Origin of the sequence: Marinobacter sp. OP 3.4 (assembly GCF_036224885.1) — a bacterium.
In the GTDB taxonomy this organism is placed as follows: Bacteria; Pseudomonadota; Gammaproteobacteria; order Pseudomonadales; family Oleiphilaceae; genus Marinobacter.
The window spans coordinates 13,158-32,292 of the sequence record NZ_JAVVLT010000048.1; the positions used below are offsets into that span (position 1 = coordinate 13,158).

Sequence of the window (19,135 nt, forward strand, 5' to 3'; positions counted from 1 at the left end):
GGCCGCCGGTATTGCCGGCGGCCTGCTTGGGTAAACCTTCCGGAACCGGCCTTTACTGGCCGGTTTTCTGTTTGTGCGGGACCCTTTCATGAGCCGACTGGACGACTTTCAGCAACGCATCCATGACGTTATTCCACTGACCCGGGCCATGGGGGCCGAGTTGTTGCACTATGACGGTCGGCAACTGCAGGTCCGGGCGCCGCTGGCCCCCAACAGCAATCACCAGGGCACGGGCTTTGGCGGCTCCATCTATTCCGTTGCCGTGTTGGCGGCCTGGGGGCTGATCGAACTTGCGGTGAAGGATGCTGGCATCGACGGCACGGTGGTTATCCAGAGTGGCAGCATGGATTACGGTCAGCCGGTGGATGCGGACTTCTTTGCCCTGTGCCAGCTGCCGGAGCCCACGGAGTGGGACCGCTTCCTGACCATGTTGCGTCGCCGCGGCCGGGCCAGGGTGTCGCTGAAATCAGGGCTCTACAGCGGTGAGCCGGCACTGGCGCCGGAGCAGCCGGCGGCTGCCTTCTTTGAGGGGCGGTTCGTGGTGCTGGCGACATCCTAGGACATCTTTCTTTATTTCAGCTTTCGATTACTGGGGATTGTAGGCCTGGGCCGAGCCGATGGACCGGCTCATCAGGATGATGGGCACGATGCCGGCCAGCACGATGATCAGCGCCGGCAGGGCGCTGATGCCCAGCAGTTCATCCGAGGCGTACTGGTAGACATGGGTGGCCAGGGTGTCGAAGTTGAACGGCCGCAGGATCAGTGTGGCGGGCAGCTCCTTCATGCAATCCACGAACACCACCAGCGCCGCCGTCAGCATAGTGCCCCGCAACATGGGCAGGTGAACCCGCAGCAGGGTGGCGGTGGTGGACTTGCCCAGTGAGCGGGCAGCCATGTCCATGCTCGGGGTGATCTTCTGCAGACCGCTTTCCAGGCTGCCGGCGGAAACCGCCAGGAACCGCACGGTATAGGCGAACACCAGGGCGAAGGCGGTACCACTGAGCAGCAGCCCGGTACTCACACCGAACCACTCCCGCATCCAGGCATCCACCTGGTTGTCGAAGGCCGCCATGGGCACGATCACGCCCACCGCCAGTACCGCTCCGGGCATGGCGTAACCCAGGCTGGAGAGGCGCATCATGATCTGCATGGGGCGGCTGTCGTGCAGCCTTCGGCTGTAGGCCAGTATGAGACCGATTACCAGGGTGGCGACGGCGGCGGCCGTGGACAGGAACAGGCTGTTGAAGGCGTTCTCCAGAAAGTCCGTGGTCCAGCTCTGGTCGAAGTAGATCACCGCGTAGCGAGCCAGGACAAGGGCCGGTATGGCAAACCCCAGCAGGATGGGGGTGGCACAGGTGATCACACAGACCCACTGGCGCGGGCGGCTCAGGACGAAGCGGTGGATCGGGGCGCGGTTGTCCCGGGCGGCGTACTGTTTCTGGCGGCGGCGGGAGTAGCGTTCCAGGGTCACCAGGATCACCACGAAGGTGAGCATGATCATGGCAATCTGCGCCGCGCCGCCCAGGTTGCCCAGGTTCATCCAGGTATCGAACAGGCCGGCGGTCAGCGTCTGCACCGCGAAGAAATCCACCGTGCCGAAATCATTGAGGGTTTCCATCAGTACCAGGGAGAGGCCCACGGCGATGGCGGGACGGGCGATGGGCAGAACCACCCGGAAAAAGGTGCTGATTGCCGAATGACCGAGGCTGCGGCTGACCGAGAACAGCGACGGCGACTGCTCCAGGAACGCCGCCCGGGCCAGCAGGTACACATAGGGGTAGAGCACCAGGCCCAGCATCAGGGTGGCGCCCCACAGGCTGCGAATCTCCGGAAACCAGTAGTCCCGGGCGCTCTGCCAGCCGAACCAGTCCCGCAGGGCGCCCTGGAGCGGCCCGGCGTACTGGAGGAGATCGGTATAGACGTAGGCAATGACATAGGCAGGCACCGCAAAGGGCAGCAGCAGGGCCCATTCGAACACCCGGCGCCCGGGAAACTCGCACATGGTGACCGCCCAGGCGGTGGCCAGGCCGATGGCCAGGGTGAGGGCGGACACGCCGGCCATCAGGATCAGGGTGGTGCTGATGTAGCGGGGCAGGGTGGTGCTGATCAGGTGGGGCCAGATGTTCTCGTCCGGGAACAGCGCCAGCCAGGCCACGGAGAAGACCGGCAGGGCGACGATGGCGGTGATCAGGATGGCGGAAATCAGCCACCGGCTGGAGGTGCGGCGGGGTGTCAGCGGTGATGGGGTGACCGGGTGCTCGACAGCGTCCGCCTGGTTCATGGTATTCCGGTCCGGTTGAAAAAAGGCAGAAGTGTAGCCATCCGCCGATCTCGCTTCAACGCATCCTGTTACTCCGGAGCCCGTTGCAGGGCTCCGGAATCGGTTTCAGGCAAGACGATCAGTTGTCGTAGTCGACCCGATCCACCATGCGCACGGCCTTGTCGGCGTTCTCGGCAATGGTCTGCAGGGACAGGGTGTCTGCGTTCAGCTCGCCCCATTCCGCCACGATACCGGTGGCCGGTACCTCCGGGTTGGCCGGGAACTCGGAATTGGCCTCGGCGTAGATCTGCTGGGCCTCGTCGCCGGACAGGAACTCCATCAGCTTGATGGCGTTGTCGCGATTGGGCGCGCTTTGGGTCAATGCAATACCACTGATATTGACGTGGGTGCCGCGGTCTTCCGCGTTGGGGAACACGATACGCACCTGCTCGGCAATCGGGCGCTGTTCCTCATCCTGCAGCATCACGCCGTAGTAATAGCTGTTGCCCACGGCCACGTCGCAGACACCCTCGGTGACGGCGCGGATCTGGTCACGGTCGCCCCCCTGGGGTTTGCGGGCCAGGTTGTCCTTCAGGCCCTGCAGCCACTCCTCGGCCTGTTCCTCGCCATGGTGGGCGATCATCGAGGAGAACAGCGCGATGTTGTAGGGATGCTTGCCGCTGCGGGTACAGATACGGTCTTCCCACTTGGGATCGGCCAGCTCTTCGTAGGTGGTGATTTCACCTTCTTCCACCCGATCCAGGGAGGTGAAGATCATCCGGCCCCGGGTGGTCAGGGCAAACCATTTGCCTTCCGGGTGGCGCAGGTTCTCCGGAATGTTCTGCTCCAGGGTGTCGTTGTCCACCGGCGCGGTCAGGTCCCGCTCCACCAGTTCGGAGATGCGGGAGATGTCCACCGTCATCACCACGTCCGCCGGGCTGTTGCGGCCCTCCCTTTCCAGGCGTTCCGCCAGGCCCTTCTTGGCGAAGACGACGTTGGTCTCGATGCCGGTTTCCTCGGTAAAGGCATCCAGTAGCGGCTTCAACAGAAACTCCTGGCGGTAGGAATAGATGTTGACTTCGCCACTGGCGGCGGCGGGAAGGGGGGCCAGGGTGACCAGGCAGGCGGTGGTCAGGGCGGCAAGCTTTGTTTTCATTGGGGGTGTCCTCGCAACAAGAATGAGAATTGAACGTAGTTTCGTTTGCGGGCGGTAATATGTCAACGACTGTAAAAATGAAGCGTCGTACTTCAAATTTCCGGGCACAATGCCCTGTCTTTTGAGATATTTTCATCTTAGCCTGCACACTATGAGGCAGGATACATGACGCCTCACTGACCGGAATCAAGCAGCGACCATGACCACGATGAAGCAGAGTGACCGACGCGAACACATCCGAACAGCCCTGAACGCCAAGGTGAAAGTGACCCACGACGTCCTGGGGGAAGGGGTGTTCTCCACCCGGGATATTTCCGACGGTGGTATTTTCGTGGTGATCGAGGACAGCGGTTTCACGCCCGAGACCGGGGATGTGGTGACCGTGCAGGTCCAGGGCCTGCCGGTTCCCGCCCCGGAACTGACCATGGTCGTGGTACGCAAGAGTAATGACGGATTCGGTCTCCAGTTCGCTGGAGACTGACCCACCTGCCTGATGGCTTCTTAGGTATTCTTTCTACCCCTTCCTTCGCATTTTTCTGCAAACCTGACAAGTTGCTGGACAGTTTGTGAATTGTGTCACAGTATTACGTTATGTTGCGGAACGACAATATACGTAACAGTGTGTGGCAATTGGTTACTCTTCAGCATCCATTTGTAATGGATTAAAGACAGGGAGGTGGCGACAATGGAAGTTGTCAGAGATCGTCCAGGACAGAGGTGGAAGGTGGGAGTATCCCAGAAAAAGGTCTATACGCAGGACCTTGAGGTCGGCATGTTCGTGTCGGACCTTGATAAGCCGTGGCATCGCACTCCCTTTCCCATCCAGGGCTTCCACATCCGCTCGCAGGACGATATCCGTGCCCTGATCTCCCACTGCCGCTGGGTGATGATTGACGTGGCCGAGGGGCGCGATAGCCTGGAGTACGATGAAGCTGGTGCCCCCAGTTTTGCCCGTCGTGCCAGCCGTAAGATCAAGCCCCAGGATCTGATCAAGCTGCCACCGATCCAGGTGAAGAACCCCGAAAGGCACCAGACCAAGCGCTCGCTGAAGCGTGAACTCCGGGCCAGCGGTCCGCTGCTGCGCTCCGCCGAGGACGCCATCCGCAAGGTGGCTGGCAGCCTGCGAAACGACATGGTTCCCGACCTGCGACCGGTGGCGAAGGTGGCCCGCCGCATGACATCCAGCATCATCCGTAACCCGGACGCGCTGCTGTGGCTGGCCCGGGTTCGCCAGCAGGACGATTACACCTATCAGCACTCCCTGAAGACTGCGGTCTGGGCCCTGGTGCTGGGGCGGCATCTTGGTCTGGATGAGCCGTTACTGAATACCCTGGCCACGGGCTGCCTGTTGGCCCATATCGGCAAGGCGGAATTGCCCCGGGAAGTGGTCTTCAACGAGTACCAGCTTGATGCCGGGCAGTTTGAACAGTTTCGCACCTATGTGGGCCGGGGTGTCCGGCGGCTGGAGGAGGCGGGTGTCTCCCGCGGGGTTGTCGCCGTGGTCCGGGGGCATCGTGAGCGGCACAACGGTTCCGGTTTTCCCGCCGGGGTCCGTGGTGACCGTATTCCGCTGCTGGCCAAGATCGCCGGCCTGGTGGATTACTACGAATCGCTGATCGCGCCCCGGGAAGGCTACCAGCCCCTGTCCCCGGCCCAGGCGGTCAGCCAGCTTTTCGAGCTGCGTAACGTGGAGTTCCAGGAAGACCTGGTGGAGCAGTTCATCCAGTCGGTGGGTATCTACCCTATCGGCACCCTGGTGCAGCTCACCAATGGCCAGCGTGGGGTGGTGGTATCCCACTCGCCCAAGCGCCGGCTGATGCCGAAGGTCATGCTGATGACCGACGTCAACCAGCAGCCCCTCAAGGCCGCCCGGATGGTTAACCTGGCGACCTGCAATGAAGGCCGGTCGGTGAGCGACTCACTCCGGGTGGAGGGTTGCCTGCCCAATGATACCGATGGCCTGGATCCGTCACGGTACGATGTAACCGGCGCCGAATCCCGCTGGAACCTGCGTCGGCTGGTGGGTGCCTGAACGGCACCCGCATCCTTTCCCGTCTGTTATCGCCTTTCAGATGTCTGCCGTCCTGGCAGGCGTGCCCTTGAAATTTTCATAGGGTGGCTCAACATATAGCGCTTTCTCGATTGATATTCCCTTTCTGGAAGCCATTATGACCAGCCAACCGTCCCAGTCCGATGCTCCCGTGCTGGCCCTGGAAATCGAAGGGCTCAGGAAACGCTATGGCAGTGGTTTCGAGGCCCTCAAGGGCATCGACCTGCACGTGCGTGAAGGGGACTTCTTTGCCCTGCTGGGGCCCAACGGTGCAGGCAAGTCCACCACCCTGGGCATTGTCTGTTCGCTGGTGAACAAGTCTTCCGGCACCGTTAGGGTGTTCGGCCACGATATTGATACCGACCTGGCGGCGGCCAAGCTCAACCTGGGCGTGGTGCCCCAGGAGTTCAACTTCAACCAGTTCGAGAAGGTGTTCGATATTGTCACGACCCAGGCCGGGTACTATGGCATTCCGCTGCGAAAGGCCCGGGGGTCGGCGGAGCACTACCTGAGGAAGCTGGGGCTGTGGGACAAGCGTGATGCCCCGGCGCGCCAGCTCTCCGGCGGCATGAAGCGCCGGCTGATGATTGCCCGTGCCCTGGTACACGAGCCGCGCCTGCTGATCCTGGACGAGCCCACCGCAGGTGTGGATATCGAGCTGCGCCGCTCCATGTGGACCTTCCTCGAGGAAATGAACCGCAACGGTACCACCATCATCCTCACCACCCACTACCTGGAAGAGGCGGAGGCCCTGTGCCGCAATATCGCCATCATCGACCATGGCGAGATTCTCCGGCACACCAGCAAGAAGGACCTGCTGGCCCAGCTCCATGTGGAGACCTTCGTGCTGGACACGGAGCAGGCGCTGACCCAGGCACCGGAGCTGGACGGCTTCACCACCCGCCTGGACGGCGAGGGGGCACTGGAGGTGGAAGTGGCCAAGAGCCAGGGCCTCAACGGTGTCTTTGCCCAGCTTGACCGGCTGGGGATCCGGGTGCTGAGCATGAGGACCAAATCCAACCGCCTGGAGGAGCTGTTCCTGCACATGGTGGAAGAAAACGCCCGTCAGGTGGAGGTGATCGAGTGAATCCGGCCGCCATCCTGACCGCCTTCGTTACCATCGTGACCCGGGAGATCCGCCGCTTTACCCGGATCTGGCCCCAGACGCTGCTGCCGCCGGCGGTCACCATGACCCTGTACTTCGTGATCTTCGGCAACCTGATCGGTTCGCGGATCGGCACCATGGGCGGCTTCGACTACATGGCGTTCATTGTGCCGGGGCTGATCATGATGGCGGTGATCACCAGCTCCTATGGCAACGTGGTGTCGTCCTTCTTCAGCATGAAATTCCAGCACAGCATCGAGGAACTGCTGGTGTCACCCACACCCAACGGGGTGATCCTGGCCGGTTACGTGGCCGGCGGCATGGCCCGCGGCCTGGGGGTGGGGCTGATTGTGACGCTGCTGTCCCTGGCCTTCACCCGGCTGCAGGTTCACCACCTGCCGATGATGGTGCTGACGGTGATCCTGACCTCCGCGCTGTTCTCCCTGGGCGGCTTCATCAATGCCATGATGGCTACCAAGTTTGATGATATTTCCATCGTGCCCACGTTCATCCTGACACCGCTGACCTACCTGGGCGGGGTGTTCTATTCCATCGACCTGCTGCCGGGGTTCTGGCAGGGTGTGTCCATGATCAACCCGATCCTGTATATGGTGAACGGCTTCCGGTATGGCATCCTGGGGGTATCCGATGTGAATCCCTACCTGTCGCTGGGCATGATCCTGGTGTTTATCGTTATCCTGTCCGTGGTGTCCCTGCGCATGTTGCAGCGGGGCAAAGGCATTCGTCACTGAGGAACGGCCATGGCACTTGACCATGCTCCGCTGGGTAAGACCAGCGACTACCCTGAACACTACTCGCCGGAACTGCTGTTCCCGGTGCCCCGGGACGACAATCGGCGCCGGATTGCCCTGGAGGATGGTCGCTGGCCCTGGTTCGGTGAGGATCTGTGGCAGGCCTGGGAACTGTCCTGGCTGCGCCCCTCCGGCGTGCCGGAGGTGGCCTGGGGCGAATTCCGGCTACCGGCGGCATCCCCCAGCCTGATCGAATCCAAGTCCCTGAAGCTGTACCTGAACTCCCTGAACCAGGCGGTGTTTTCCTCCCACGATCAGGTTCAGGAAACCATCCAGCGTGACCTGTCCAGCGCCTGTGGTGCCCAGGTGACGGTCACCCTGTTCAGTATCGACCGTGGCATGATGGCGGCGGGGCGTCCGGATGGCGCCATCCTGATCGACGACGAGCCGGTGGATTCGGTGGCCTACGACTATTGCCCGGACGTGCTCAAGGCTTTCGGTGACACGGTCACCGAAAGCCTGTGTTCACACCTGCTCAAGAGCAACTGCCCGGTCACCGGACAACCGGACTGGGGCACGCTGCACATTGAGTACACCGGGCCGGCCATCGACCGTTCCGCGTTACTGCGCTATGTGGTGGGATTTCGCCAGAAGCAGGACTTCCACGAGCATTGCGTGGAGACGGTGTTCACCGACCTGATGCAGGCCTGCCGCCCCGAACACCTGACGGTCAGTGCCCGTTACACCCGCCGTGGCGGGCTGGATATCAATCCCTGGCGGAGCACGGGACCGGGTGAGGCGCCCCGGCTGAGGCTGGTACGGCAGTAGTCACGCCGGTGGTTGGGGAAGGGGAGGTGTGCGGCCTACTGGTCGGCTTCCTCTTCCCGCAGCCGGTCCGCCGCCTCTTCCAGGGCGCTGAGGATGGACCTGCGGTCCCGTTCGCAGATCTTGCCGGAATCCAGGTACATGGCGAAGCCGGCGTGCTCGTGCTCCACAAAGCTCCGGTTCGGGCCCAGGTCACGGCGGAAGTCGATCACCTCGTAGATGGCCACCGGGCGCCCGAACCCCTTCACGGTAATCTCACCCTTGTCCCGGCACATGATCCGCTCCTTGATCAGTGAGAAGGTCTCGTAGGACACCAGGATCTGGCCCGGCTCCGCCAGTTGTTCCAGACGGCTGGCCAGGTTCACTTCCTTGCCGATAATGGTGTAGTCCATGCGGTTCTCGGCGCCGAAGTTGCCGACGGTCACAAAGCCGGAACTGATCCCCATGCGGATTTCCAGGGGCGTGCGGATGCCCTGGCTGCGCCAGCGCTGGCGCATGATCTTCATATGGTTGCGCATATCCACGGCCATGGACACGCAGGCGAGGGCGTCCTCCTTCTGGCCCCGGGAGGACGGGTCGCCAAAGAAGATCATGATGGAGTCACCCACGAACTTGTCGATGGTGCCGCCATATTTCAGGGCCACCTCCGACATTTCGTTGAAGTAGTTGTTCAGCAGCTCGGTGAGGGCTTCGGGCTCCATTTCCTCGGACAGGTCAGTGAAGCCCTTGATGTCGGAGAAGAACACGCTCAGCTTCTTGCGCCGGGTTTCCAGCCGCACGTCCCGTTCGCCGGTAAAGATGGATTGCCAGACCTGGGGCGACAGGTACTTGGAGAGCTTGTCGGACAGGGCGATGGACTGCTCCCGCTGCTTCTGGATCTGGGCCTTGGCGGCAAGGAGGATGCGGGCCTGCTGGTGGGTGTAGTAGGCGGTCACGCAGATAAAGGTACCGGTGCCCAGCAGCGACACCAGGCTGGTGAGCAGCGGTGTGCTGAAATCGTCCGTCACCCCGAGCAGACCGACCACTAGACCGGCGGCCGCCCCCAGCAGCAGTGACCCGTAGAACCAGAGGTAGAGGCCACCGACGATCAGGCAGGTGAACATCAGCATCAGTCCCATGGCCAGGGAGGGCACGACAGTCAGGCCGGTCAGGCCGATCACGGCGCCGGAGATAATGCACTCCACCAGCACCAGGTACTGCCGGATGCGCGGTTCCCGGCCGGCGCCGATATAGCGGCTCAGCAGCAGGACAGTGTGGGGCCACAGCAGGCCCCCGGCCAGCAGCCAGAGCATGTTCTGGTGGAAGACACCATCCACCACGCCGGCCACGATGATGCCGCAGAAGGCCGCGGATCCCAGCACTCGTCCGTTGAAATCCGGCAGCGGCGGGATGGCTCTAGGGGTATCCTCGAAGGGCTTTTCCGGGGCGGACTTGCGAGTGGAATCCGGGGTGCTCACGTAGCCTGACATGCTCCATCCCTGTGGAAAACTGATAGGATCGGAAATCCGGGTGTGCCGCCGCATTGGGAGTGCGTCTCATTCACTCCCTTGTTATTCTGCCGTTCCGGCGGTCGGGTTCCCTGGCAGGAAACCATGGAATCCAGCGCTTCAGATTAACAGTAAAGACCATGGCGGACAACGCGCGCGAATTCACCGCACGGCACACTGGCTTCACACCTGAACGGGGAGATGTCACTTGACCATGAACACCATTACCCGGGCCATCCTTGATCGCAGTTCCGAGCCCAGGCTCAAGGCCCCGGCGCCATCCCGGGACGTGCTGGACCTGGCCCTGGCCTGTGCCGCCCGGGCCCCGGACCACGCCCTGCTGCGGCCCTGGCGGTACCTGGTGGTGGAAGGGGAGGCCCTGAAGGCGCTTGGCCGGCTGTTCGAAACCAGCGCCCCGGAAGATGCCAGCGAGGCCCAGCGGGAGAAGCTGCGCCGGTCACCGCTGAGGGCGCCCATGGTTCTGGTGGCCATTGCCTCGCCGGTAAGCCATCCAAAGGTTCCCGCCCATGAGCAGGAATACTCCTGCGCTGCGGGCGCCGCCTACCTGGTACTGGCCCTGCAGGCGGAAGGATACGGCGCCATGTGGCGGACCGGGGCGGTGGCGGAGAGTGCCGTGGTGCGGGACGGGCTGGGCCTGAAGGAGGGTGAATCCATCGTCGGTTTCATCTACACGGGCACCGTGGATGGCTCGAAGCCCAGGGTCCCCCGGCCGGAGCTGTCGGACTTTGTTTCTGACTGGCCGGGCTGACGTGGTCCGCCTTTTGTGGACACTAGGGGAAAAGGCTTGCCGCCCCTCATTCCGCCGTGGTTGCTGCCGCCCCCTTCATAATCCCCATATAACTGAAAAATAAAGAAATAACAGTTTTTTCAGACTCTGGCATCCTGATTGCTACAGTCACTGCAAACGATCCCTGACCGGCAAAAGCGGCAGGGTGATGCAGTTACTGGAGGCATTATGGCAATTACCTTCGACAAGGCACTGGGCATCCACGAGCAGGCACTGACCGCCCGCAGTCGTCGCGCGGAAGTGCTGGCGAATAACCTGGCGAACGCCGATACCCCGGGGTTCAAAGCCCGGGACGTGGATTTCCAGGCGATGCTGAACCAGGCTACCGAGACCAGCCAGGGGGTGTCGATGACCCGTACCCATGAGTCCCATATGGATGTGTCCGGTTCCGGCATGTCTGCTGAGTTGCTCTACCGCATGCCCCACCAGCCGTCCATTGATGGCAACACCGTGGATGCACAGCAGGAGCAGACCCGGTACATGCGTAATGCCATGGACTTCCAGGCCAGCTTCCAGTTCCTGGACAGCAAGTTTTCAGGCCTGAAGAAGGCCATTACGAGTCAGTAAGCCGGCACAAGGTCTAGAGGAGAACAACCATGTCCCTGGGAAACATTTTTGATATCGCCGGCTCCGGCATGACCGCGCAGCAATTGCGGCTGAATACCACCGCGTCCAACATTGCCAATGCGGAGACTGCCAGTTCCAGCATCGACCAGACCTATCGGGCCCGCAAGCCGGTGTTCGCGGCCATGCAGCAACAGATGCTCAATCCGGACAGGGCCAGTGGCCATTTCTCGTTCGGCGAGGAGGCCGGTGCCGGTGTCACCGTGCAGGGCATCGTGGAGAGCGAGAAGGAACTGCAGATGCGCTACGAGCCCCACCACCCGGCGGCGAATGAGGACGGTTACGTCTTCTACCCCAACGTTAACGTAGTGGAGGAGATGGCGGACATGATGTCGTCCTCCCGCAGCTTCCAGATGAACGTGGACGTGATGAATGCGGCCAAGTCGATGATGCAGAGGGTGCTGACCCTGGGGCAGCAGTAATCGCCAGTTATTCTTGTTCGGGGATTTGACCAATGAGCATAGTGAATACCACCAACGCGACCACCGACGTACTGGCGGAATACCGGGCAAAGCAGGACAGCGGCGCCAGCGGCAGTGAGGAGTTGGGCAAGAATGAGTTCATGGAGCTGATGATTGCCCAGCTTAAAAACCAGAATCCGCTGGAGCCCAAGGGCAATGGCGAGTTCATCGCCGACCTGGCCCAGTTCAGTTCGCTGGAGGAAATGCAGAACCTCAGCTCCACCGTCGACAGTGTGGTGGGTGAGTTCCGTTCCACCCAGGCGCTGCAGGCGTCCGCCATGGTGGGCAAGAGTGTCATGGCGCCCACCAATTTCGGCACCCTGGATGAGAGCGGGCAGATGGAAGGCATCGTGAACGTACCGGCCAGCACTGGTGGCCTGCGTATTACCATCGAGAACGAACAGGGCGAAATGGTGCGGCAACTGGACCTGGGTGAGGCGTCCGCCGGCCAGCAGAAGTTCAGCTGGGATGGTGAGGATGGCAACGGCAATACCATGCCACCAGGTCGCTACTACATTACCGCCCAGGGCAGCTACCCCAGCGGTACCGAACAGTTACAGACCCTGATGAGTGCCAATGTGGACAGCGTGTCCCTGGGCCAGGGCGGCAATATTACCCTGAACCTGGCAGGCATGGGATCGATTCCGCTGTCAGACGTACAGCATATCAACTGAGTGAGGTAAACCATGGCATTTAATATCGGACTCAGCGGGCTGCGTGCCTCACAGGTTGATCTGGATGTGACCGGCAACAACATTGCCAATGCCAGCACCGTGGGCTTCAAGGGCAGCCAGGCCCAGTTCGGCGATCTGTATTCCAGCGGTTTTCTCAGCTCCGGCAACATGGCAGTTGGCGGTGGTGTGAAGGTGCAGGATATCAAGCAGAGCTTCGGGCAGGGCAGCATCAGCGGCACCCAGAACGGCCTGGATATGGCTATCGATGGCGATGGTTTCTTTATCCTGAGCAACCAGGGCCAGGTGGAGTACTCCCGGGCCGGCCAGTTCAGCATCGACAAGGACGGGTTCGTGATCAACAACCAGTCCATGCGAGTACAGGGCTACCAGGCGGATAACGAGGGTAACCTGAGTGGCGTGCGGGGGGACCTGCAGATTGATGCCGGTAACCTGGAGCCCCGCCGTACCACGCGGTTTGATTCCGAACTGAACCTGGATTCGCGGGAATCCGTACTGGAGGTGGTCCGGCAGACCTATTCCACCCCCTGGTCGGAGCCGGACGACCCCAACAACCCTCCCGCTGGCCTGAGTGCCGCCGAGGAACTGACATTCAGCTATCCGGACGGACGCAGTATTCCCATCGGGTTCGATGCTGGTGACCGGGCCCAGAAAATTGCCGAAGATCTTAACAACCTGGATGGAATCAGTGCTTCGGCCCGCACCGAACTGACGATTCCCGACGACGGTACCATCCAGCCGGATACCAACTACGAAATCATGGGCCAGGTATTTTCCATTCCGGATAACAGTGAAGGTATAACCACGTCTGCCGAGGCAAGAGACTGGTTGCAGGATGCGGTCAACGATTCGCCTCTGAATACCCTGAACGCAACCGGGGAGGGGGCGACCGGTCTGAGGCTGATTGATAGCCGGGGCAATGAAGTTCACGTGGTTGAAGTGGACGACGCCGGTAACCCAGTAGGCGGCGGCTACGATGCTTACGGACAGGAGTCCCTGACGCAGATCAGTATGGATCAAGGGTTGGAGGTTACCTCAGATGCTGGGGGCACCTCGCCAATCCTGGGGTCCGACAATCCCGCAGTGACCAGAACCAATACCTTCGACCCCGAGGATCAGCGGACCTACAATCACGCTACCTCTTCGACGATTTATGACAGTCTGGGTAACCCCCATACCATGACCCAGTATTTCGTGAAGGAGCCGGTTACCGGCGGTGACAGCGTCTGGGCCATGTATGTGCAGATTGATGATGAGGATGTGGGGGATCCCCCGTTCACTACCGGCGATCCGACCCGGGCCCGGTACGAGCTTGAATTCAACACCGATGGCAGTCTGGCTTCGGTTGACGGTGATCCGAATGGGCAGATTCTCATCTCCAACTGGACACCCAAGGACGATTCCGGGCAGCCGAATGGGGCCGAAGGACCGTTGCCGATTGCCGACGGCGGCGAGCTGCCCATTGCCGATCCGCCCGTGTCGTCCAACTTCATGATCGACATGAACGAGACTTCGCAGTTCGGCTCGTCTTTCGGGGTGATTGACCAGCAGCAGAATGGTTACACCACCGGTAGGCTTTCCGGCCTGGATGTGTCCGACGAAGGGGTGATCTTCGCCCGCTATTCCAATGGTCAGTCCCAGAACCTGGGGCAGGTGGCGCTGGCGAGCTTTGCCAACACCGATGGCCTGTCTCCGGTGGGTGACACCAACTGGGTGGAAACCTTCGAGTCCGGTCAGCCGATCTTCGGCCAGCCGGGCACCGGCACCCTGGGTGGGATTGCCGCCAGTTCGGTGGAAGAGTCCAACGTGGACCTGTCCCAGGAACTGGTGAACCTGATCATCGCCCAGCGGAACTACCAGGCCAATGCGAAGACTATTGAAACGTCTGATGCGGTGACGCAGACTATTATCAACCTGCGTTAGTAATGACCGTTTGGTCTGATAATTAGGGGGGGAAGGGCCCCGGTGTATGACATGGGGGCTCTTTCTCCACCGCAATTCACGGTACGTCCTGTACCGGCCTTGCTCCGCGCCATCCCTGGCGCTGTTCCGAAAGAGCCCCCATGTCATACACCGGAGCCTTACGATCTCAGTGCGGGCCTTCCAATCTCTGTTCTTTCTCCACTGATGATTTCAAGCGGTAATTGAGTGGGATCGTCCCTTTTACGGTTACCACAGGATTTGGAAGAGTCGGGGTATGGGCGGTCTTTTTCGTAACAGCGCCAGGGATGGCGCGGAGCAAGGCGGGTGCCATGGATGGCCCCTGAATTGCGGTGGAGAAAAAGACCGCCCATACCCCGGCTCCTGCTCCAAAAGCTGAACGCCTGCCTGACAAAAAGTCAGACGAAGCATCTGGCACGACTCCTGCAAGACCCAGGGAAACGACGTAAAAACGTCAGATATCCGGCAGGAGTTTTCCCATGGACAAGTCCCTATACATCGGTATGTCCGGTGCCAAGCAGAACATGCTGGCCCAGCAGGCACACGCCAACAACCTTGCCAACGTCAATACCACCGGCTTCAAGAAAGACTTTGCCCAGGCCCGCAGCATGCCCGTGTTCGGCGAACATTTTCCGACACGGGCCTACGCCATGACCGAGAGGCCCGGCACCGACTTTACCCCGGGGGCATTGCAGCAGACCGGCCGCAACCTTGATGTGGCCGTGGAAGGCCAAGGCTGGCTTGCCGTCCAGAACCAGCAGGGCGAGGAAGTACTGACCCGGTCCGGCAGCCTCCAGGTAGACGTGAACGGTCTCGTTCGCCTTGCCTCCGGCGAACCGGTGCTCGGTAATGGCGGCCCCGTGGCGCTACCACCCTATGAGCGTGTGCTGATCGGCGCCGACGGCACCATCTCCATCAAGCCCGTTGGTGGCGCGGCGGACCAACTGGTGGAAGTGGATCGGCTGAAGCTGGTCAGTCCACCCGAGGACGCCCTCATGAAAGGGGAGGATGGTTTCATCCGTCGCAAGCCCGACCAGGCGCTGGACGGACCCGAACCCCCGGATGCGAACGCGCGGGTGGTGTCCGGTTACCTGGAGAGTTCCAACGTCAACGCCGTCGAGGAAATGATTGCCAACCTGGAACTGTCGCGGCAGTTCGAAATGCAGGTGAAGGTTATGCAGCGTGCGGATTCGAATGCAGAGGCAACGGCACGACTGTTGCAGAACCTCTGATAACGACACGATTACCGGCCTGGCCACCGGCAATGCGGCAAAACCTCGCCGCCGGGTGGCAGCCATAGAGGAGTCTAGACATGCATCCAGCACTTTGGGTCAGTAAGACCGGCCTCAGCGCCCAGGACACGAAGATGACCACCATCTCCAACAACCTGGCGAACGTGAACACCACCGGTTTCAAGAAGGACCGGGCCGTGTTCCAGGACCTGCTGTATCAGATCGAACGTCAGCCGGGTGGTCTCAACACCCAGAATGCCGAACTGCCGTCCGGCCTGCAGCTGGGTACCGGTGTCCGGGTAGTAGGCACCACCAAGCAGTTTACCCAGGGCAACCTGCAGGTGACCGAGCAGCCGCTGGATCTGGCTGTCAACGGCCGTGGCTTCTTCCAGATCCAGATGCCTGACGGCGAGGTTGCCTATACCCGGGATGGTCAGTTCCAGCTCAACTCCGATGGTGACATGGTGACTCCTGATGGTTATCTGGTGGAGCCCAACATCAACATTCCCGAGAACGCCACCAGCGTGACAATCGGCAAGGACGGCACCGTATCAGCGATGGTTGAGAACCAGGCCGATCCTGTGAACCTGGGCGAAATTCCGCTGGTGGACTTCATCAATCCCCAGGGGCTGCAGGCCATGGGTAACAACCTGTTCCGGGAAACCGCCGCCAGTGGTGATCCCCAGGAAGGTGAGGCCGGTATCGCCGGGTTCGGCACCATCGAACAGGGCATGACAGAGGCCTCCAACGTCGAGGTGGTCGAGGAGATGGTGAACATGATCACCACCCAGCGCGCCTACGAGATGAATTCCAAGGTGGTGTCTGCGTCCGACCAGATGCTCCAGTTCATTACCAATAACCTCGGTTAAACGGTCAGCAAGGTGACTGCCATGATGCGCCCCAATTCCACACGTCCTGCCAGCCTTCATCGCCGGGGATTCACCCTGGCGCTGTTGTGCGGCCTGGCACTGCTGCAGGGCTGCCAGTCCATGACGAGGGAGCGTCCGAAACCCAATGATCCGGCCTATGCGCCTGTTCGTGCGCCTTCGATGACCGCGCAGGACGAGCACACCGGAGGCATCTATCGCAAGTCCCGGAACTACAGTCTCTATGGTGACAGCACCGCCCTGAATGTGGGGGACATACTGACCGTGACACTGCAGGAGTCCACCACCGCCAGCAAGAGCGCCGAGAGCACCATCACCAAGGACAACGAGATCGGGCTTGGGACGCCGAGCTTCTTCGGCCGCACCTTCGACAAGCTGAGCGGCAGTGCCAACATGGAACGGGACTTTGAAGGCGAGGCGGAAGCGGACCAGAGCAACAGTCTCGCCGGCAGCATTACCGTCACCGTGGTGGAGGTGCTGCCAAATGGTGTACTGCACATACGGGGAGAGAAATGGATATCGCTGACCAATGGCGATGAGTACATCCGCCTCAACGGGCTGGTTCGCCCGGAAGATATCTCCCCGGACAACACCGTGTCTTCCCAGCGTATCGCCGATGCCCGTTTCGCCTATGGTGGCACCGGCGACTTCGACCAGGCTAACCAGCCCGGATGGCTGACCCGGTTCTTCAACAGTGAATGGTGGCCGCTGTGACTCTCACCAGAGCGATTGTATTTAACCTGGGACTGCTGCTGGCCGCCGGACCGGTGATGGCCGACCGCCTGAAGGATCTGACCCGTGTTCAGGGTGTTCGGGACAATCAGTTGGTGGGCTACGGCCTGGTGGTGGGCCTTGATGGTACCGGTGATTCGAGCCCGGCCACCGACCAGACCTACCGCAACATGATGAACCGCTTCGGCATCACCATTCCCGAGGGGGTTAACCCAAGTGCCGACAATGTGGCTGCGGTCAGTGTGCACGCCACCCTGCCACCGTTCGCCAAGAACGGCCAGGAGCTGGATATCACGGTGTCTTCACTGGCTAATGCCGAGAGCCTGCGGGGCGGCACACTTCTGATGACACCGCTCAAAGGCGTGGACGACCAGGTCTACGCCATGGCCCAGGGCAGCCTGGTGGTGGGCGGTTTTGGCGCCCAGGGACAGGACGGTTCCCGTATCACCGTCAACGTGCCCAGTGTGGGCCGCATCCCCAATGGCGCCACCATTGAGCGTGAGGTGACCAGCCCCTTCACCCAGGGCGATACCATCACCCTGAACCTGCTGCGGGCCGATTTCACCACCGCCCGCCGGGTAGTCGAAACCATCAACAGTCAGTTGGGTGAGGGCATGGCCTATGCCCATGATGCCACGTCCGTTTCCGTGAAGGCGCCGCGGGATCCCTCCCAGCGGGTGAGCTTCCTGTCGATCCTGGAGAACATGGAGGTGGATCCGGCGGAGGAGGCCGCCAAGGTGGTCATCAACAGCCGTACCGGCACCATTGTGGTGGGCCAGAACGTACAAGTCAGCCCGGCGGCGGTCACCCACGGCAACCTGACCGTGACCATCCAGGAAAATCCGGAGGTGGACCAGCCCAATCCGTTTGCCCAGGGTGAAACCGTGGTCACCCAGAACTCCCAGATTGCCGTGACCGAGGACCCGGCGCGGATGTTCCAGTTCGGACCCGCCACCACCCTCAACGAGATCGTGCAGGCGGTGAACCAGGTGGGCGCCGCCCCCGGTGACGTGATGGCGGTACTGGAAGCCCTCAAGCAGGCCGGCGCCCTCCGGGCCGAGCTGATTGTTATCTAGGTGACGCCATGCAGAGCTCCGGAATGGAACAGGCACAGTACTACACCGAGTTTGATGGCCTGAACGCCCTCAAGACCCAGGCGAAGACCGACCGCCGGGGGGCTCTTGAGGAGGTGGCGCGTCAGTTCGAGAGCCTGTTCCTGTCCGAAATGCTCAAGAGCATGCGCTCCGTGAACGATGTGCTGGCCGAAGGCAACTACCTGAACAGCAAAGAGTCCGCCTTCTACCAGGATATGTTTGACAGTCAGCTCAGCCTCTCCATGAGTCGGGGCAAGGGAATGGGGCTGAGCGAGGCGCTGGTGCGCCAACTGAGTCGCCAGATTCCCGGAATGGACGAGGAGGGTAACGCCCAGGTCGGCGCCCGCCGGACCCTGGCGGATTACGACCGCAGCATTCCGCCGCTGTCACCGAAACTGCCCGAGCGGGTGGACGAGGTGAAGGCCCTTGCGGAGTCCGGGGAATCCGGTGATGCCAAGGCACCGACTGAGGGCAGCGACAGTAGGGCTCCGGTGGAGGACACCGCTGCCATGCCGGAACGGTTCGACAGCCCGGAACACTTCGTTCGCACCCTGCTGCCCCTGGCGAAGGATGTGGCCAGGGAGTCCGGCATTGATCCCCGCCTGATGGTGGCCCAGGCCGCCCTGGAAACCGGCTGGGGCCGGCATATGATTCGCGGCAATGACGGCAGCCACAGCTTCAACCTGTTCGGCATCAAGGCGGACGACCGCTGGCAGGGTGAGTCGGTGAACATCGCCACCACCGAATTCCGGGAGGGCGTGGCCATGAAGGAGCGGGCGGATTTCCGCCGGTATCCGGACTACCGGGAGAGCTTCCGGGATTACGTGACCTTCCTGCAGGACAATCCCCGTTATCGGGATGTGTGGGAGGTTGCCGACCAGCCGGAGGTCTTTGCCGAGCGACTGCAGGAAGCCGGTTACGCCACCGATCCGGCCTACGGACGCAAGATTCGTAACATCATGGAGGGGGAGCCGTTCGAGGCCGCCCTGGACCGTTTCCAAACCCTGTCCCGGGTTTCTGAGGAGTAAT

19 protein-coding genes are annotated in these 19,135 nt (G+C 61.5%); 16 read left to right on the top strand and 3 right to left on the bottom strand.

Going from position 1 to position 19,135, the window contains the following annotated elements:
- Positions 1 to 88: 88 nt before the first annotated feature.
- Positions 89 to 559 carry a thioesterase domain-containing protein gene (locus RO069_RS08765; protein ID WP_328186792.1) on the top strand — a complete coding sequence of 157 codons (471 nt, stop codon included), beginning with the start codon at positions 89 to 91 and terminating at the stop codon, positions 557 to 559.
- A 27-nt stretch (positions 560 to 586) separates the two neighbouring features.
- On the opposite strand, the gene RO069_RS08770 is transcribed toward RO069_RS08765, so the two are convergent.
- Both RO069_RS08770 and RO069_RS08775 read right to left on the bottom strand, forming a co-directional pair.
- On the bottom strand, positions 587 to 2,281 hold the full coding sequence (locus RO069_RS08770) for an ABC transporter permease (RefSeq protein WP_328186793.1): 1,695 nt from the start codon (positions 2,279 to 2,281) through the stop codon (positions 587 to 589).
- Positions 2,282 to 2,399: 118 nt separating this feature from the next.
- Complete coding sequence (locus tag RO069_RS08775; RefSeq protein ID WP_328186795.1) at positions 2,400 to 3,416, bottom strand: Fe(3+) ABC transporter substrate-binding protein; 1,017 nt, start codon at positions 3,414 to 3,416, stop codon at positions 2,400 to 2,402.
- 208 nt (positions 3,417 to 3,624) lie between these two features.
- Between RO069_RS08775 and RO069_RS08780 the strand changes: the two genes are divergently transcribed.
- From RO069_RS08780 to queF, 5 genes are all read left to right on the top strand, one after another.
- Positions 3,625 to 3,897 (top strand): PilZ domain-containing protein, encoded by a 273-nt coding sequence (locus tag RO069_RS08780; protein ID WP_328186850.1) that lies wholly within the window; start codon positions 3,625 to 3,627, stop codon positions 3,895 to 3,897.
- Between the two features lie 243 nt (positions 3,898 to 4,140).
- On the top strand, positions 4,141 to 5,448 hold the full coding sequence (locus RO069_RS08785; protein WP_328186797.1) for an HD-GYP domain-containing protein: 1,308 nt from the start codon (positions 4,141 to 4,143) through the stop codon (positions 5,446 to 5,448).
- Positions 5,449 to 5,584: 136 nt separating this feature from the next.
- Positions 5,585 to 6,553 carry an ABC transporter ATP-binding protein gene (locus tag RO069_RS08790; RefSeq protein ID WP_328186798.1) on the top strand — a complete coding sequence of 323 codons (969 nt, stop codon included), beginning with the start codon at positions 5,585 to 5,587 and terminating at the stop codon, positions 6,551 to 6,553.
- Positions 6,550 to 7,323, top strand: a complete 774-nt coding sequence (locus RO069_RS08795) for an ABC transporter permease (protein WP_328186799.1) — start codon at positions 6,550 to 6,552, stop codon at positions 7,321 to 7,323. Before RO069_RS08790 ends, RO069_RS08795 begins: the two co-directional genes overlap by 4 nt.
- Positions 7,324 to 7,332: 9 nt before the next feature.
- The gene (gene queF, locus RO069_RS08800; RefSeq protein WP_328186800.1) at positions 7,333 to 8,151 is read left to right on the top strand and encodes an NADPH-dependent 7-cyano-7-deazaguanine reductase QueF; all 819 of its coding nucleotides are present in this window, start codon (positions 7,333 to 7,335) and stop codon (positions 8,149 to 8,151) included.
- Positions 8,152 to 8,186: 35 nt separating this feature from the next.
- Here the strand turns inward: queF and RO069_RS08805 are convergent, their stop codons facing one another.
- Positions 8,187 to 9,617 (bottom strand): adenylate/guanylate cyclase domain-containing protein, encoded by a 1,431-nt coding sequence (locus RO069_RS08805; protein WP_328186801.1) that lies wholly within the window; start codon positions 9,615 to 9,617, stop codon positions 8,187 to 8,189.
- Between the two features lie 232 nt (positions 9,618 to 9,849).
- Here RO069_RS08805 and RO069_RS08810 point away from each other — a divergent pair, with 232 nt between their 5' ends.
- From RO069_RS08810 to flgJ, 10 genes are all read left to right on the top strand, one after another.
- The gene (locus RO069_RS08810; protein ID WP_328186852.1) at positions 9,850 to 10,404 is read left to right on the top strand and encodes a nitroreductase family protein; all 555 of its coding nucleotides are present in this window, start codon (positions 9,850 to 9,852) and stop codon (positions 10,402 to 10,404) included.
- Positions 10,405 to 10,611: 207 nt separating this feature from the next.
- Positions 10,612 to 11,010 (top strand): flagellar basal body rod protein FlgB, encoded by a 399-nt coding sequence (flgB, locus tag RO069_RS08815; RefSeq protein ID WP_328186803.1) that lies wholly within the window; start codon positions 10,612 to 10,614, stop codon positions 11,008 to 11,010.
- Between the two features lie 29 nt (positions 11,011 to 11,039).
- Complete coding sequence (flgC, locus tag RO069_RS08820) at positions 11,040 to 11,489, top strand: flagellar basal body rod protein FlgC (protein WP_328186805.1); 450 nt, start codon at positions 11,040 to 11,042, stop codon at positions 11,487 to 11,489.
- Between the two features lie 32 nt (positions 11,490 to 11,521).
- Entirely contained in the window at positions 11,522 to 12,202 is a 681-nt protein-coding gene (locus tag RO069_RS08825; protein ID WP_328186807.1) for a flagellar hook assembly protein FlgD, read from the top strand.
- Between the two features lie 12 nt (positions 12,203 to 12,214).
- Positions 12,215 to 14,143, top strand: a complete 1,929-nt coding sequence (locus tag RO069_RS08830; RefSeq protein ID WP_328186808.1) for a flagellar hook protein FlgE — start codon at positions 12,215 to 12,217, stop codon at positions 14,141 to 14,143.
- Between the two features lie 497 nt (positions 14,144 to 14,640).
- Positions 14,641 to 15,393, top strand: a complete 753-nt coding sequence (locus RO069_RS08835; RefSeq protein ID WP_328186810.1) for a flagellar basal body rod protein FlgF — start codon at positions 14,641 to 14,643, stop codon at positions 15,391 to 15,393.
- A gap of 80 nt (positions 15,394 to 15,473) precedes the next feature.
- On the top strand, positions 15,474 to 16,262 hold the full coding sequence (gene flgG / locus RO069_RS08840; protein ID WP_328186812.1) for a flagellar basal-body rod protein FlgG: 789 nt from the start codon (positions 15,474 to 15,476) through the stop codon (positions 16,260 to 16,262).
- 24 nt (positions 16,263 to 16,286) lie between these two features.
- Positions 16,287 to 16,994, top strand: coding sequence for a flagellar basal body L-ring protein FlgH (flgH, locus tag RO069_RS08845; protein WP_442915356.1), 708 nt, complete (start codon positions 16,287 to 16,289; stop codon positions 16,992 to 16,994).
- Positions 16,979 to 18,088: a flagellar basal body P-ring protein FlgI gene (locus RO069_RS08850; RefSeq protein ID WP_442915354.1), complete on the top strand. Its 1,110-nt coding sequence runs from the start codon at positions 16,979 to 16,981 to the stop codon at positions 18,086 to 18,088. Before flgH ends, RO069_RS08850 begins: the two co-directional genes overlap by 16 nt.
- 8 nt (positions 18,089 to 18,096) lie before the next feature.
- Positions 18,097 to 19,134, top strand: coding sequence for a flagellar assembly peptidoglycan hydrolase FlgJ (gene flgJ, locus RO069_RS08855; protein ID WP_328186816.1), 1,038 nt, complete (start codon positions 18,097 to 18,099; stop codon positions 19,132 to 19,134).
- Position 19,135: the final 1 nt, after the last annotated feature.